Source organism: Martelella radicis (assembly GCF_014196625.1).
Classification (GTDB): Bacteria; Pseudomonadota; Alphaproteobacteria; order Rhizobiales; family Rhizobiaceae; genus Martelella; species Martelella radicis.
Genome location: NZ_JACIDZ010000001.1, coordinates 766,677 through 782,171, shown reverse-complemented (window position 1 = coordinate 782,171; position 15,495 = coordinate 766,677). Strand labels below are relative to the sequence as shown.

17 protein-coding genes are annotated in these 15,495 nt (G+C 61.3%); 11 read left to right on the top strand and 6 right to left on the bottom strand.

Features of this window, described 5'->3' with window-relative positions:
- Positions 1-287: 287 nt before the first annotated feature.
- Complete coding sequence (locus GGR30_RS03585; protein WP_183482581.1) at positions 288-2,351, bottom strand: lytic transglycosylase domain-containing protein; 2,064 nt, start codon at positions 2,349-2,351, stop codon at positions 288-290.
- Between the two features lie 208 nt (positions 2,352-2,559).
- On the opposite strand from GGR30_RS03585, the gene dapA reads away from it, so the two are divergent.
- Together dapA and smpB are read left to right on the top strand one after the other, a co-directional pair.
- Positions 2,560-3,441, top strand: coding sequence for a 4-hydroxy-tetrahydrodipicolinate synthase (gene dapA / locus GGR30_RS03580; protein WP_183482579.1), 882 nt, complete (start codon positions 2,560-2,562; stop codon positions 3,439-3,441).
- A gap of 37 nt (positions 3,442-3,478) precedes the next feature.
- Entirely contained in the window at positions 3,479-3,958 is a 480-nt protein-coding gene (gene smpB / locus GGR30_RS03575) for an SsrA-binding protein SmpB (protein WP_183482577.1), read from the top strand.
- A gap of 102 nt (positions 3,959-4,060) precedes the next feature.
- On the opposite strand, the gene GGR30_RS03570 is transcribed toward smpB, so the two are convergent.
- Positions 4,061-4,639, bottom strand: coding sequence for a LabA-like NYN domain-containing protein (locus tag GGR30_RS03570; RefSeq protein WP_183482575.1), 579 nt, complete (start codon positions 4,637-4,639; stop codon positions 4,061-4,063).
- A gap of 283 nt (positions 4,640-4,922) precedes the next feature.
- Between GGR30_RS03570 and rpoZ the strand changes: the two genes are divergently transcribed.
- The 9 genes from rpoZ (at position 4,923) to recO (ending at position 12,413) form a co-directional block, all read left to right on the top strand.
- Positions 4,923-5,327, top strand: coding sequence for a DNA-directed RNA polymerase subunit omega (gene rpoZ, locus GGR30_RS03565; RefSeq protein WP_183482573.1), 405 nt, complete (start codon positions 4,923-4,925; stop codon positions 5,325-5,327).
- A 110-nt stretch (positions 5,328-5,437) separates the two neighbouring features.
- Positions 5,438-7,642 (top strand): RelA/SpoT family protein, encoded by a 2,205-nt coding sequence (locus GGR30_RS03560; RefSeq protein ID WP_183482571.1) that lies wholly within the window; start codon positions 5,438-5,440, stop codon positions 7,640-7,642.
- Between the two features lie 106 nt (positions 7,643-7,748).
- Positions 7,749-7,910 (top strand): hypothetical protein, encoded by a 162-nt coding sequence (locus GGR30_RS03555; protein ID WP_183482569.1) that lies wholly within the window; start codon positions 7,749-7,751, stop codon positions 7,908-7,910.
- Between the two features lie 168 nt (positions 7,911-8,078).
- Positions 8,079-8,663, top strand: a complete 585-nt coding sequence (locus tag GGR30_RS03550) for a DUF2062 domain-containing protein (RefSeq protein ID WP_183482567.1) — start codon at positions 8,079-8,081, stop codon at positions 8,661-8,663.
- 21 nt (positions 8,664-8,684) lie between these two features.
- Positions 8,685-9,077, top strand: coding sequence for a holo-ACP synthase (acpS, locus tag GGR30_RS03545; protein ID WP_183482565.1), 393 nt, complete (start codon positions 8,685-8,687; stop codon positions 9,075-9,077).
- Positions 9,078-9,170: 93 nt separating this feature from the next.
- Positions 9,171-9,917: a signal peptidase I gene (gene lepB / locus GGR30_RS03540; protein ID WP_024707068.1), complete on the top strand. Its 747-nt coding sequence runs from the start codon at positions 9,171-9,173 to the stop codon at positions 9,915-9,917.
- Positions 9,918-10,625, top strand: coding sequence for a ribonuclease III (gene rnc, locus GGR30_RS03535; RefSeq protein WP_183482563.1), 708 nt, complete (start codon positions 9,918-9,920; stop codon positions 10,623-10,625).
- Positions 10,626-10,728: 103 nt separating this feature from the next.
- A complete protein-coding gene (gene era, locus GGR30_RS03530; RefSeq protein ID WP_183482561.1) occupies positions 10,729-11,652 on the top strand; it encodes a GTPase Era in 924 nt (307 codons plus the stop codon).
- Positions 11,653-11,669: 17 nt separating this feature from the next.
- Positions 11,670-12,413, top strand: coding sequence for a DNA repair protein RecO (recO, locus tag GGR30_RS03525; protein ID WP_183482559.1), 744 nt, complete (start codon positions 11,670-11,672; stop codon positions 12,411-12,413).
- A gap of 3 nt (positions 12,414-12,416) precedes the next feature.
- Here the strand turns inward: recO and GGR30_RS03520 are convergent, their stop codons facing one another.
- The 4 genes from GGR30_RS03520 to GGR30_RS03505 form a co-directional block, all read right to left on the bottom strand.
- Entirely contained in the window at positions 12,417-13,265 is an 849-nt protein-coding gene (locus tag GGR30_RS03520) for an MOSC domain-containing protein (protein WP_183482557.1), read from the bottom strand.
- Positions 13,266-13,329: 64 nt separating this feature from the next.
- Positions 13,330-14,238 (bottom strand): mechanosensitive ion channel family protein, encoded by a 909-nt coding sequence (locus GGR30_RS03515; RefSeq protein ID WP_183482555.1) that lies wholly within the window; start codon positions 14,236-14,238, stop codon positions 13,330-13,332.
- A 70-nt stretch (positions 14,239-14,308) separates the two neighbouring features.
- Positions 14,309-14,869 carry a tyrosine phosphatase family protein gene (locus tag GGR30_RS03510; protein ID WP_183482553.1) on the bottom strand — a complete coding sequence of 187 codons (561 nt, stop codon included), beginning with the start codon at positions 14,867-14,869 and terminating at the stop codon, positions 14,309-14,311.
- Entirely contained in the window at positions 14,866-15,495 is a 630-nt protein-coding gene (locus tag GGR30_RS03505) for an HD domain-containing protein (RefSeq protein ID WP_183482551.1), read from the bottom strand. The genes GGR30_RS03510 and GGR30_RS03505 overlap by 4 nt, the downstream gene beginning before the upstream one ends.

The following is a 15,495-nucleotide window of genomic DNA, read 5'->3' as shown; positions in this document are numbered from 1 at the left end:
CATGATCATCGCAATCGCACGAAAAATCCTAACCCTTGCAAACGCAATGCTAAGAGATCAGACCATGTACAAACCAGCCTGAACAGGTACAAAACAATACAGTTGCCAGGGCGAGCAGGCAGAGCCATCGCGAACTGGTTGTGCATGCATCAAGACCGAAGGTTTGTTCGTGTCGCCCTGGACCCCGGCTCAAGGCCGGGGTGACGCAGAGAGGGGGACGCCCCTTCCGCAAGTAGGCTTTGTTGGCGGTCTGAGCCGGAGGCATCACATCCGGCTTTTTCATGTCCTCACGTCCGCCCGTAAATCAAATCCCTTGCGATATCCGTCGGCTGGCCGAGGCGGGCCTTGTAGATTTCGTAGTTTTCCATGATGCGCTGAACGTAGTTGCGCGTCTCGGGGTAGGGGATCGATTCGATCCAGTCGATGACGAAATCGAGGTTCTTGCCGCGCGGGTCGCCGAAGCGTTCGATCCATTGCGGCACGCGGGCGGGGCCGGCATTGTAGGCGACGAAGGTGAGGATGTAGGAACCATCGAACCGGTCGATCTGCTCGCCGAGATAATGGGCGCCGAGCGTGGCGTTATAGGCGGGATCATTGGTCAGGCGCGAGGCGGAGTATGAGAGGCCGTGGCGGCTTGCCACACGCTGGGCGGTCGTCGGCAGAAGCTGCAGCAGGCCGCGCGCATTGGCGGGTGAAACGGCGCCCGGATTGAACGCGCTTTCCTGCCGCGCAATCGCATAGGCGAGCGCCATGCCGGATCCGGAGATATTGGCATCCGTCGGGATCACGCCGATGGGAAAGGCAAGCGCTGCAACATCAAGTCCGCGTCCGTAGGCAATCTTGCCGATCTGCAGCGAGAGTGTGTGGTTGCGGTCCTGCTCGGCCTGATAGGCGAGGATGGCAAGTTCACCCGGGCTCGTCAGCTCGTCGGCCAGGGCCAGATAGAGCCGGTTTGCGCGCCAGCCATGGCCGACGGATTGCAGCCGGTTGATGGCCTGAACGGCGGGGTTCTTCTGGAAATTGGCGCGGTCGGCCGGCGTCGGGCTCGGATAGTCGACATCAAACTGGGTCTGGCCGAGCTTCTGCAGGGCAAGCTGGCCGTAGAAGGTGGTCGGGTACTGGCCGGCGCGACGATAAAAATCGCGTGCATTACCGGGGCCGCCGGCTTCAGCGGCGCGTCCCTGCCAGTAATAGGAGCGCGAGGACGAGATCGGCGTCGGCGAAATCTCCACGATCTTGGCGAAATGAGCAGCAGCGGTGCGCCCGTCATTGAGGCCGCGAAGTGCGATCCAGCCGGCGTGGAAGGCCTCGTCAAGCTGGTCGAGCCTTCCCTCGGGCATGGCAGCGGCAACGATCTGGTAGGCCTGTCGCGGATTGCCTTCCTCGTAGAAATGGCGGCCGACAATGCGGCTTTCATCCCACCACTGGTCCGGGCTGACCATGGCTGCCTGATTGCGGGGAGCTTTCTTCAGTAGTGCCGCCGCCGTGTCGAAACGGTTGTTCTGGCGGGCGTTACGGATCTGGATATAGAGAAAGCCCGGATCGCTGCGCCAGGAGGAATGAACGGCGTTGATCAGGCTGTCGGAATTGGACTGGCGTCGGATGACGGCCGCCCAGGCGTTGTAGAAGGATTGCGCATTGCCGTATTCGGAGAAGCGCTTGGCCTGGGTCGCCCGGTCGCGATAGAGCAGGTAGACCATGCGATTCTTGTGATCCTCCTGCGAGAGGATCGAACCGAAGGCGTTGATGAACTGGTTTTCCGTCGCCGTGTCGAGCGCCCATCCGCTCCAGGCGCGGTTGACGATGTCATGGGCCTGCTTGCGCTGGCCGGTGGCCAGCAGTGCCTTCCCGAGCAGAAGTGTGCCTTCCGAGGTCTCCGGCAGGGAATTGCCGAAGGCGGCTATGACGGCGTTGGGAGATGGGTTCTCGTCAGCAAAGGCGCGTTCGGAATTTGCCCTCAGGGCGGAAAGCCCCGGCCAGCCGCGCAATTCCTGCTGTGCCTCGGCGATCTCGGAGGAGGGGACGCCCTTGTCGCCGGAGAGCGCGATCGCCCAGCTCATGATCTGGTGATCGAGCGAACCTTCCGGAAGGCGGTTGCGGTCGCGCAGCGCTGTCGAGACATCGGATTCCTTCAGCGCGTCAAGGCCGTGTTTCAGGATCGAACTCGAGGCGGGATTTGCCACCGGCTGGCTTATCGCGCCGGTGATCTCCATAGACGGCGCGCTAGCAGTGCGATCGGGCTTTGCATAGGGAATGGGGGCCACGGAGGGGAACTCCTGCGCGGCGGCAAGCTGAGCGTCTGTCACGGCCACCGAAGCGGCGAGTGAAAGCATCAACAGGGTTTTCTTCATTCGAGCGTCCCGGGAACGAATTCAACAGCGCCTGAAATTATCGGTCTCCTCGGTTAAAATCGGCTTAACCCTGATGAATTTCAAGGCCGACGGAAGACCTCTTCGCGAGTAAAGGCAATGCTTGCAGTGCCTCATATCCGGCATTATGGTGCGCTCGATTTTGAAACAGGAATGCGGCCTTATAAAGAACGCCGCCAGGAGAAGCCGCATGTTCAAGGGGTCCATTCCCGCGCTTGTCACCCCGTTCACGCCGGACGGCGCGTTGGACGAGGCGGGTTTTGTCGATCACGTCAACTGGATGATCGATGAGGGCAGCCACGGTGTCGTGCCGGTCGGGACCACTGGTGAATCGCCGACGCTCAGCCATGACGAACACCGCCGCGTGGTTGATCTCTGCGTCGAGGCCGCCGCAAAGCGCGTGCCTGTGATCGCCGGAGCGGGTTCCAACAATACCCGTGAGGCGATCGATCTTGCCCAGCACGCGGAAAAAGCCGGCGCGGATGCCGTCTTGGTGGTGACGCCCTATTACAACAAGCCAACCCAGAAGGGGCTCTATGCCCATTTCGCCGCAATCGCCGAGGCCATCTCGCTGCCGATCATCATCTACAATATTCCGCCGCGTTCGGTCATCGATATGCTGCCGGAGACGATGGGGCAGCTTGCCAAGGCGCATGCCAATATCGTCGGCGTGAAGGATGCCACCGGCAAGATCGAGCGCGTGTCGGAGCAGCGCATCTCCTGCGGCGCGGACTTCATCCAGATTTCCGGCGAGGACGCCACCGCGCTCGGCTTTGTCGCCCAGGGCGGCGTCGGCTGCATTTCGGTCACCGCCAATGTCGCGCCGAAACTCTGTTCCGAGTTCCAGTCGGCGCTGTTGAAGGAGGATTTCAAGACCGCGCTGTCCTATCAGGACAGGCTGATGCCGCTGCACAAGGCGCTGTTTCTTGAACCGGGTGTCAGCGGCACTAAATATGCGCTCAAGAGGATTGGACGAATGAGCGATGCCGTGCGGCTCCCGCTTCTCGGTGTGGAGGAAAGAACGGCCGGCGCCATTGACGCCGCGTTGCGCCACGCCGGGCTGATCGACTAGTCGCAGCAAGACGCCGCTCAAGAATACGGAAAAGACCATGGCTCCGAAAGGCAGCAAGGGCGGCGCATTCAAGACCGTCGCCGAAAACCGCAAGGCGCGGTTCAATTACGAAATCCTCGACACGTTCGAGGCCGGCCTGGTTCTGACCGGAACCGAGGTGAAGTCGCTGCGCGAGGGCAAGGCCAATATCGCCGAGTCCTATGCCTCCGACGAGGACGGCGAGATGTGGCTGATCAATTCCTACCTGCCGGAATATCTTCAGGGCAACCGCTTCAATCACGAACCGCGCCGCCGCCGCAAGCTTCTCCTGGGGCGCCGCGAGATCAACCGGCTGCGTTCGGCCGTCAACCGCGAGGGTATGACGCTGATCCCGCTGAAGCTCTATTTCAACGAACGGGGGCTGGCGAAGCTGCAGCTTGCGCTCGGCAAGGGCAAGAAGGCGCACGACAAGCGCGAGACGGTCAAGAAACGGGACTGGAATCGGGAGAAGAGCAGGCTTCTGAAGCAACTTGGGTGAGGCGGAAGCTCGCCTCAGGGTTGTTTTCTTATTCTTGGAGTTGCTGATAACGCTGTCAGAACGGAATGCGCCGAGGCGGCGCCCCGGACATTTGTTATCGGGTCAGTCGTCGAAGTCCGACGAAACAACCTCGGCCGGCCGCTGCGCACGCTCGGAGGGCTCGCGGCCGACTTCGGACCGCAGAGACACCAGATCGATGAAATGGTCCGCCTGGCGGCGTAGGTCATCGGCAATCATCGGCGGCTGGGTCGACATCGTGGAAACCACCGAAACCTTGCGGCCCTTGCGCTGGAGCGCTTCGACCAGGGTGGTGAAGTCGCCGTCGCCGGAAAAGATCACCAGATGATCGACCGTGGACGACTGTTCCATCGCGTCGATGGCCAGTTCGATATCCATATTGCCCTTGATCTTCCTGCGCCCCATGGAATCGGTGAATTCCTTGGCCGGCTTGGTGACCACCTTGTAGCCGTTATAGTCCAGCCAGTCGATCAGCGGTCGGATCGACGAATATTCCTGGTCCTCGATGAGCGCCGTATAATAGTAGGCACGCAGGAGGTAGGCCTTGTTGTTGAAGGTCTTCAACAGCTTGCGATAATCTATGTCGAACCCGAGGCTTTTCGAAGCGGCATACAGATTCGCTCCATCGATAAAGAGCGCAATTTTCTCGCGCGGATCAAACATGCAAAATACCCTTCACTAAAACCAGCTTTGCTTGGGACGAGCCCGAATTGCGATAAATTAAAGAGTCTTCAGTATAACGACTGTGCGCCGAAGACGCCAGTTGGTCGCAATTGCGATTTAATCATGTATGCGAAAACATTCAACCCATAGTTATAACCAGTGAACGGGCAAAGGTGCCGTTTGTTCCAAAACCGCTTCGCGGGATTGAAAATGCGCTCTTGAATTCCGATATGTGAGTCTCTATGAGAGGCATTTCCACAGAAATCACCTAAAAGGACAGTCAATGGCACGTGTCACAGTTGAAGACTGTATCGACAAAGTTGACAACCGGTTTGAACTGGTTCTGCTCGCCGGACATCGTGCGCGTCTCATCTCCCAGGGCGCTCCGATAACTGTCGATCGCGACAATGACAAGAACCCTGTTGTCGCACTGCGTGAAATCGCTGACGAGACCCTTTCGCCCGACGACCTCAAGGAAGACCTTATCCATTCCCTGCAGCGTCACGTCGAAGTGGACGAGCCGGAAGCGGAGCAGACGCAGAACGCGGCATCCGAAGACGATGTCAGCGAAGAAACCGCAGACCGTCCCGACCAGCCCGAAGCCATTCCTTTCGACCAGATGTCGGAAGAAGAGCTGCGTGCCGGTATCGAGGGACTGGTTCCGCCGGAAAAAGGCGACGACTACTGATCGCTTGCATTGCGGGGCGTTGAGCCCCGCGAACTGCCTTCCTTTCCATCTCCGTCAGAACGGGCCGTACCCGACCCGTATTACGCCCGAGTGGGCCTGGTCTTTCAGCCATGATGCGGCAATATGAACTTGTTGAGCGGGTACAGAAATATAAGCCCGACGCCGATATCGCGCTCCTCAACAAGGCCTATGTCTACGCCATGCAGAAACATGGCCGGCAAAAGCGCGCCAGCGGCGACCCCTACATCTCGCATCCTCTGGAAGTCGCGGCGATCCTGACCGATCTGCATATGGACGAATCCACGATTGCCGTCGCGCTGCTGCACGATACGATCGAGGACACGTCGGCGACCCGCGCCGAAATCGACGCTTTCTTCGGCGACGAGATCGGTGCGCTTGTCGAGGGGCTGACCAAGATCAAGCGTCTCGACCTCGTCTCCCGCAAGGCCCAGCAGGCGGAAAACCTTCGCAAGCTTCTGCTCTCGGTGGCCGATGATGTGCGCGTGCTTCTGGTCAAGCTTGCCGATCGCCTGCACAATATGCGCACGCTCTACTACATGCGTCCCGACAAGCGCCGGCGGATCTCCGAGGAGACGATGGAAATCTATGCGCCGCTCGCCGGCCGCATGGGCATGCAGGACATGCGCGAGGAGCTGGAGGACCTCTCCTTCCAATACATCAACCCCGATGCCTATCAGACGATCAAGGGCAAGCTGGAAGATCTCTCCGGCCAGAATCAGGCCCTGGTCAAGAGCATCGAAGACGAGCTGAAGGCGTTGCTGCAGGAGCACGGCCTGCAGGACGTCAAGGTCAAGGGCCGGCAGAAGAAGCCGTTTTCGATCTTCAACAAGATGCAGTCGAAATCGCTCTCCTTCGAACAGATGTCGGATCTCTACGGCTTCCGCATCATCGTAGACGAAGTGGAGACCTGCTATCGCGCACTTGGTCTCGTTCACACCACATGGCGCATGGTGCCGGAGCGGTTCAAGGACTATATCTCGAACCCCAAGCAGAACGGTTACCAGTCGCTGCATACGACGATCGTCGGGCCGATGCGCCAGCGCATCGAACTGCAGATCCGCACGAAGCACATGCACGAGATCGCCGAATACGGCATCGCCGCGCATTCGCTCTACAAGGACGGTCGCACCGTCAAGGGGCAGGCAGGCGATGAGGAGACGAGCGTCTTCTCCTGGTTTCGCAAGACCATCGAAGCACTGGCCGAGGGCGACAGTCCCGAGGAATTCCTGGAACACACCAAGCTGGAACTGTTCCAGGATCAGGTGTTCTGCTTCACGCCGAAGGGCAAGCTGATCGCGCTGCCGAAGGACGCAACGCCGATCGACTTTGCCTATGCGGTGCACACCAATGTTGGCGATACGTGCGTGGGCGCCAAGGTGAACGGGCGGATGATGCCGCTTGTCACCAGGCTTAACAATGGCGACGAGGTGGAGATCATCCGTTCCGGCGTTCAGGTTCCGCCGCCCGCCTGGGAAGGCATCGTGGTCACCGGCAAGGCCCGCGCGGCGATCCGCCGGGCGACTCGGGCCGCGATCCGCAAACAGTATAGCGGCCTCGGCTATCGTATTCTGGAGCGTACCTTCGCGCGCTCGGGAAAGACCTTTTCTCGGGAGGTGCTGTCGACGGTGCTGCATCGGCTTGGCCAGAGCGATGTCGAGGACGTGATCGCCGCGGTCGGCCGCAACGAGATGTCATCGAGTGACGTGTTGCGCGCCGTCTTCCCCGATCACAAGGACGAGCGCGTCACGATCAAGCCGAGCAGCGAGGAAGGCTGGGTCAACCTGCCGAAGGGCGAGGGCATGGCCTTCAAACTGCCGGAAACCACCGATGGTGGAGACGCGGCGGGAAGCTTTCCGCTGCGCGGGCTCAATGCCGGGGCGACCGTGCGTTTCGCGCCTTCCGGCGCCGTTCCAGGCGACCGGATCGTCGGCATTGCCGGCGATGACGGCGGCATCACCGTCTATCCGATCCAGTCGCCGGACCTGCAGCATTTCGACGACGAGCCCGATCGCTGGATCGATATCCGCTGGGATATCGATTCCACCAATGACAAGCGCTTTCGCGCCCGCGTCGGCATCAGTGTCCTCAACGAGCCGGGAACGCTTGCCCGGATCACGGAGACGATCGCCACGCTTGGCGTCAATATCCGCGCCATCCAGATGAAGGTCGTCGCAGAGGATTTTGCCGAGGTGACAATGGACATGGAAGTCTGGGATCTGCGGCAGTTGACGCAGACGCTGAACCAGCTCAAGGCCCTTGATTGCGTGGCCACGGTCAACCGGCTCTTCGAATAGCGCGAAAAGCGCGCAAAGCATGGAACTTTCCACGATTTCGCCGCGTCTTCCTGTTAGCGTTTTTTGTCCCTCAAGGACAGAATGAACGATGAAAGGAAGGTACAAGATGCTGGATCGTCTGACGCGCTTCTTCAAGCGTTTTACCAGCCCCAAGGTCACGGAGAAGGAGGTCGACGGCGTCAAGCATGTGATCGACAATATCGACCACAGTTTCGACCCGAACCGCCCGACGCCGGAGCACTATTCGCAAGAGCACAGGAAGGATTGACCAGGGCCGCATGGCCGACATCTGGAACGGACGCGTGCGGCAGGTGAGGTCATCTGTCCGGGTGACGCGTTCGGCTTTGTCTTGGCTGCCGGCGGCGATCCTTGTTGAAGTGGACGCTGAAACGATCTACGCCCTTGCAATCCCCCCGCCAGATGTCAAAAGTAGGCGATGCTTTTTAAGAGACGTTCCCAGGCAAATTATTGGCAGCGGTTTCGCGCCGCGATCTGGCCCAAGAAGGGCTTCTGGCGCGTGCCGGTCTATCTTTATCACCGCACGGTGCGGCTGAGGGCGACGCCGCACGCGATTGCCATGGGCATTGCGGCTGGCGTTGCCGTTTCGTGGACGCCTTTCATCGGCGGGCATTTTATTTCGGCCTTTCTTCTCGCCTTTCTGTTTGGCGGCAATTATGCCGCCGCAGCGCTCGGTACGGCCTTCGGCAATCCGCTGACCTTCCCGTTCATCTGGCTTTCGACCTGGCGGCTCGGCAGCACTCTGCTCGGACGCGATGTCGGCGGGCGCGACCATATCGACCTCGTGGATCTGGTGCACCGTTTCGAGCTTTCAGACCTCTGGCGACCGCTTCTGGAGCCGATGGCCGTCGGCGCGGTGCTTCCGGCGCTGTTGAGCGGCGCCATCTTCTACGGGCTTACCTATTTCGCCGTCCAGTCCTTCCAGCAACGCCGCCAGGCAATGCTGGCGGCCCGCGGCGGCAAGCCGCGCGAAGGTCAGGCCGCCGAAGGCTCAAAGAGCTGACACCATGCGGGGGACCGGGAGATGATTGTCGGGCTTGGGAGCGATCTCATCGACATCAGGCGGATCGAGAAATCGATCGAACGCCACGGCGACCGCTTCATCGCGCGCTGTTTCACAGAGATCGAGCAGCAGCGTTCCGACCAACGCCGCAATCGCGCTGCATCATACGCCAAACGTTTCGCCGCAAAGGAAGCATGCGCCAAGGCGCTCGGGACGGGTATCGCGCGCGGCGTCTTCTGGCGGGAAATGGGCGTGGTCAACCTGGCCGGCGGCAAGCCAACCATGGAATTGACCGGACGGGCAGCCGAACATCTCGCCGCCATGATCCCCGCAGGTCTCGAGGCGCGCATTCATCTGACGATCACCGACGACTATCCGCTCGCCCAGGCCTTCGTCATCATCGAAGCTGTGTAGAGCCTGCATTTTGGTTTAAAAACATTGCCCGCTTCGGGTGAAGGGGCTAAAGCTCAGGCAACGAACCGCATGGGTGTAAGAAGGAAATAACGCGTGGCCGAAGAAGAAGAAAAAAAGGAAAGCTCGCTCTGGAGCAATGTCAAAGTCATTGTTCAGGCGCTGCTTCTTGCTCTCGTCATCAAGACGTTTCTGTTCCAGCCCTTCACCATTCCCTCGGGTTCGATGATGCCGACGCTTCTGGTGGGTGACTACCTGTTCGTGAACAAGTTCTCCTACGGCTATTCGCGCTATTCTCTGCCGTTTTCGCCCAACCTGTTCGAAGGGCGCATTTTCGGCTCCGATCCCGATCGCGGCGACGTCGTGGTGTTCCGCTATCCGCCGAACCCGAGTGTCGACTACATCAAGCGCGTGATCGGCCTTCCGGGCGACCGGGTGCAGGTGCAGAACGGCATTCTCTACCTCAATGGCGAGCCGGTTCCGCGCACGGCCGATGGCACCTTCACCTCCGACTATCGCCGGGACCCGGGCCGCGACATTCCGGTCTTCCGCGAAACCCTGCCGGACGGCGTCAGCTACGACACGCTCGATGAAATCCGCAACTCGCCTGGCGACAACACCCGCGAATTCATCGTCCCTGAGGGCCATTATTTCATGATGGGCGACAACCGCGACAATTCGCTCGACAGCCGCTTTGACGTCGGTTTCGTGCCGGCGGAAAATCTCGTCGGTCGCGCCAGCCTGATCTTCTTCTCGCTCGGCAATGACACGTCCTTCGCCGAAATCTGGAAGTGGCCGTTCAACATGCGTTGGGACCGCCTGTTCAAGGTCATTGGTGGCTGAATGGCGGCACGGGGCGCAGGAGAGGATGAAGCCGGCGAACTGGCAAGGCTGATCGGTTTCGAATTTTCCGACCGGGAACGCATAGCGCGGGCTCTGACCCATTCGAGCGCGCGCAGCGGCAAGGACGGAAACTACGAACGCATGGAGTTCCTCGGCGACCGCGTGCTGGGGCTGGTGATCGCGGAGAACCTGTTCAAGCTTTTCCCGACGGCAACCGAGGGCGAGCTTTCGGTCCGCCTCAATCAGCTGGTGAGCGCGGAGGCCTGCGCCAGGGTCGCCGACGATCTCGGCCTGCACCGCTTCATCAAGACCGGTCAGGACGTGAAGAAGCTGACGGGCAAGCGCGTGCTTTCGATCCGCGCCGACGTGGTCGAGAGCGTGATCGCGGCGATCTACATGGAGGGCGGCCTGGAACCGGCGCGCCGCTTCATCGAGACGCACTGGAAGCCGCTCTTTGCCGATGGCGTGAAACTGAGACGCGACGCCAAGACGGAACTGCAGGAATGGGCGCACGCCAATCATGGCGAAACCCCGATCTATCATGTCGAGGACCGGTCCGGCCCGGATCACGAGCCGCGTTTCACCGTGAAGGTCACCGTCAAAGGCGTTGAGCCCGAGACCGGCGTTGACCGTTCAAAACGTGCGGCAGAACAGGTGGCTGCGACCAAGCTTCTGGAGCGCGAAGGCGTCTGGAAGACCGGGGGCTGATGGCTCTCGCATTCATGAATGCGTTTAGTTTGGCGTAACAATAGACTGAATTTAAAGTGTTTTACCGGTTTCCGCGTTTTGGTGCGAGCCGCAGGAGAAGCAGATGACTGACGCAGAAAATGGCGCAGAGACCGCCGCGACCCGTTCCGGCTTCGTTGCGTTGATCGGTCCGACCAATGCCGGCAAATCGACGCTGGTCAACCGGCTCGTCGGCGCCAAGGTCTCGATCGTCAGCCACAAGGTGCAGACCACGCGCGCCACGCTGCGCGGCATCGCCATTCATGACAATGCCCAGATCGTGTTCATGGATACGCCCGGCATCTTCAAGCCGCGCCGCAGGCTTGACCGCGCCATGGTGCTGGCGGCCTGGAGCGGCGCGCGCGATGCCGATCTGATCATGTTGCTGGTCGATGCCGAGCGCGGTCTGAAGGGCGATGCTGAGGCTATTCTCGAAGGCCTGAAAGAGGTCCGGCAGCCGAAGATTCTTGTGCTCAACAAGATCGACCGCGTGCGCCATGAAGACCTGCTGAAGCTCGCCGCCGCCGCCAATGAGGCGATCGGCTTCGAGCAGACCTTCATGATCTCGGCCACCAATGGGTCGGGCTGTGACGACCTGATGGATTATCTGGCGAAAGCCCTGCCGGAGGGCCCGTGGTACTATCCCGAGGACCAGATTTCCGATCTGCCGATGCGCCAGCTTGCCGCCGAAATCACCCGCGAAAAACTGTTCCTGCGGCTTCATCAGGAACTGCCTTACTCTGCCCATGTCGAGACGGAGAAATGGGAGGAACGCAAGGACGGTTCGGTGCGCATCGAGCAGGTGGTCTACCTGGAACGCGACAGCCAGAAGAAGATCGCGCTCGGCAAGGGCGGCGAGGCGATCAAGTCGATCTCCATGGCGGCCCGCAAGGAACTGTCCGAGATCCTCGAGCAGAAGGTTCACCTGTTCCTGTTCGTGAAGGTGCGTGAGAACTGGGGCGACGACCCGGAGCGTTACCGCGAGATGGGGCTCGATTACTCGAATTAAGCGGAGTGGCGTGAGCGATGGAATGGCAGGACGAAGGCATTGTTCTGGGTATGCGCCGCCATGGCGAGACCAGCGCGATCGCCGAGGTCATGACGCTTTCCCATGGTCGCCATTTGGGTCTGGTGCGTGGCGGCCGCTCGCGCACGATGCGCCCGGTGCTGCAGCCCGGCAACCGGGTCTCGCTTTCATGGCGGGCTCGTCTTTCCGAACATCTCGGCGAGTTCCGGGTCGAGCCGCTCAGCCAGCGGGCCGGCCTTCTGATGCAGTCGGCAACCGCGCTGCATGGCATGCGCGCCATGGCGGCGCTTCTGCGCCTCCTGCCGGAACGCGACCCGCATCGCCATCTCTGCGAAGCTGTCGAAGTGATCATCGCGAACCTGGATGACCCCGTCTCGGCGGGCGAGCTCTATGTCCGCTTCGAACTGGCGCTCCTGAACGAGCTCGGTTTCGGGCTTGACCTGGCGCGCTGCGCCGCGAACGGCTCCATGGTCGATCTTGTCTATGTGTCGCCGAAGTCGGGCAGGGCGGTCTCGCGGCATGCCGGCGCGCCCTATGCGGACCGGATGCTGGCGCTGCCGGATTTTTTGAGAGCGGATATCAACGAGGCCGCGGACCCAACGGGTCTTGCGGCGGGTTTCCGCCTGACCGGCTTCTTTCTCGATCGCCACGTCTACGAGCCGCGCGGGATCAAGCCGGACAGCGCCCGCGACAGTTTCATCGCCGCAACCCTGAAGGCGCTGGAGAAGCAGGAAACGGCCTGACGTTCAGCGCCGCCGCTTCAGCGGCCAGCTTTCTTCCCGCGTTCCGGTAATTTCCGCCGCATCGCCGACCCGCAGAAGGCCTTCGCCGCGCGGCACGGCGTTCCAGCCGAAGAGCGGTCCGGGCACCCGGCGATCCGCCGACATGCGGATGCGGCCCATCGCCGGCAGCGGATTGGCGCCGTCGCGCGATCCGGTGGTCTGGTCCTGCGTGGTCATGATGCAGCGGGCGCAGGGCTTGACGAAGTCGAACCGGATTCCGGAAATCTCTATGCCGGTCCAGCCGTCCTCTGCCCAGGGTTCCGCGCAGTCGAGCACGATATTCGGTCGGAAGCGCTCCATGCCGACCGGCTCCGCGCCATGGGCTTCAAGATCGGCATTGAGGGCGGCAAGCGAGCCGGTGCTGGTCACCAGAAGCTGGAAGCCGTCGGCGAAGGAAACCGGCGTATCCTGCTCCACCCAGTCGCGGCTGGCAATGCGGCTTGCGGAGCCGTCAAAGAAGGTCAGGCGAACAGGCCGGCCGAACCAGTCCGACAATGTCGCATCGACATCGCCCGATGTGGTCGCGGCATTGATCGTGTCCTTCCACACCGTGACATCAAGCCTTTCGGCATGGCGCGGAGCGGCAAAAACCGGCTTCGAACCATCCATCTCCAGCACCAGCCCGTCATCCCGACGGAGAGCGGAAAGCCGGGCAAGCGCCGGCATGTCGCGCTGGGTGATGAACTGGCCGGCGGCGTCCGTGATCACCGCGATCCTGTCGCCGGCAAGTCCCGAAGGGCCGCACTGGCTTTCCTCAAGCGCGATCCCGCGCGCGCTTTTCAGCGGGTAGATGTTGAGGGCGGCAATCTTCATGGCAGGCTCCGGCGCGAAAGGACAAAAAGAAGCCGGCGCGAGGCCGGCAACTTTGATCCTGATCCTAGCTCTTCTCCGCCGGTTTGTCTGCGCCTTCATCCCCTTTTTCGAGGAGCTGTTCGTCGCCGTCCAGCGTCGACAGCGTGACCTGCGGGAAGGGAATGGAAATGCCGGCCTCGTCGAAGGCGAGCTTGGCATCGCGGGTCATGATATGCGTCGTCTTCCACCACACGGAACCCGGCGCCCAGTAGCGCATCGCGACGACAACGGCGCTGTCGCCGAGTTCCTTGACGAAGGCGTAGGGTTCGGGATCAGCAAGAACGTTTTCATTGTTCTTGGCCAGGTCCAGCAGGATCTCGATCGCCTTCTTCAGGTCGTCGTCATAGCCGATGCCGATGGCAAGCTCATGCATGCGCTGGGTGACGCGCGAGTAATTGGTGATCGAGACATTCCAGAGCGTCGAGTTCGGGGCGAGACGGAAGAGCCCGTCAAAGGTCTTCAGTTCGGTGGCGAACAGGCCGACTTCCTGCACCGTGCCGTCGATCGAGCCGGTGCTGATATATTCGCCGACGCGGAAGGGGCGGAGCACCAGAAGCATGATGCCGGCCGCGATATTCTGCAGCGTGCCCTGCAGAGCGAGACCGATGGCGAGGCCGGCAGCGCCGAGAGCGGCAAGGATGGACGCCGTCTGCACGCCGAACTGGCCGAGCACCATGATGATGACGATGGTCAGAATGCCGTAGCGGGCGATATTACCGAAGAAGCCCGCCAGGGTACGGTCGACATTCTCGAATTTGAGGAATGCGTTCTTGATCGATCGCTGCACCAGCGCGGCCACGATCCAGCCGACAATCAGCAGGATGACGGCGCCAAGAACCGAAAATGTGTAGGTGATGACCAGCGCCCACATGGCGTTGGCGAAATCGCCAGACGCCTTGAACATGTCGCCGACCTGTTGCTCTATATTGTCCATTGAAAATGCCTTGTCTTCGGAAACTGGAAGGATGATTGCCTAGCTAGGGCGTTTTCAGCGCAAGTCCATGCTACGAAAACTCGCGCGTCGCTGCAACGTTGCCACCGTCGTCGAAAAGTCGCTGCGGTTCCAGCACGAAGGGCAGGTTCAACTGGCAGTCGCGCCCGCGCCCGATCCCCCTGACCGCTTCTGCAAGGCGCCCTTTCCGATCGAGGGCCTCGTCGCCAAGGGCAATCAGACGCGCATTCGGCGTGGCAAAGGGCGATGCTGCCCTCAGCGCCTCTGCCAGCGCACGATCATCGAGCACGGGCGCGCGCGCAAGCGCCGCGATCAGCGCGGCGGCAGGAGAGCGGGATACGCCCATCCAGCAGTGGACAAGCATGGGGCCATCGCAGGCCCGGGCAAAGCGGATGATCTCTTCGACGTGAAAGGCCTCCGGCGCAACCAGCTTGCCGCTGCCGGCAAAGGCTATATCGTTCATTCGCAGCGTCAGGTGCCGGGCCGGATCGATCGCGCCCGGCCGCGAAAAGTCATGGCCGTTGGCCATCAGCGACAGCATGGACCGGCATTTGTGGCGGGCGGCCATCTCTCCGATGCGCGCCAGCGGGCTGACCACGATGGCTGCGCTCATCCGCCATTCCCCTTCGCCGGCGCCTCCCGGTTGGCGCGCTCGGCCTCGATTTCCGCAAACCGCGCCAGAAAACGCGTCTGGGCATCGGTCGTCGCCATCGGCTCGATTGCGAGCATCTCGATCGACACGCCGTTGGGTTCGCCGAAAAAGCGCTTGGCCTCGGTGCGCGAAAAACCGGCAAGGGTGATTGCCTCGAAATAGGCGGCGATGCGGTCGGCGGCCTTGATTCGTGCCTTCAGCGTGCGCGGGGGATGCGGCGGCAGGCCGAAGCGCAGGTGGACGGCTGCCTCCAGCCGTTTTTCCACGCTCTTGTAGCCGCCGCCGACAACCGCCTTGAACGGCGAGATCATGTCGCCGATCACATATTCGGGCGCATCATGCAGAAGCGCCATCTGGCAGTCTTCGGGGCTTGCCTTGTGGCAATGCAGGAAGATGGTCTCGACCACCAGGCTGTGCTGGGCAACGGAATAGGCGTGGGTCCCGACCGTCTGGCCATTCCAGCGGGCAACGCGGGCAAGGCCGTGGGCAATGTCGGAGATCTCGACATCAAGCGGGGAGGGATCAAGCAGGTCCAGGCGGCGGCCGGAAAGCATGCGCTGCCAGGCTCGGGAATCGGTCTTGGGCAT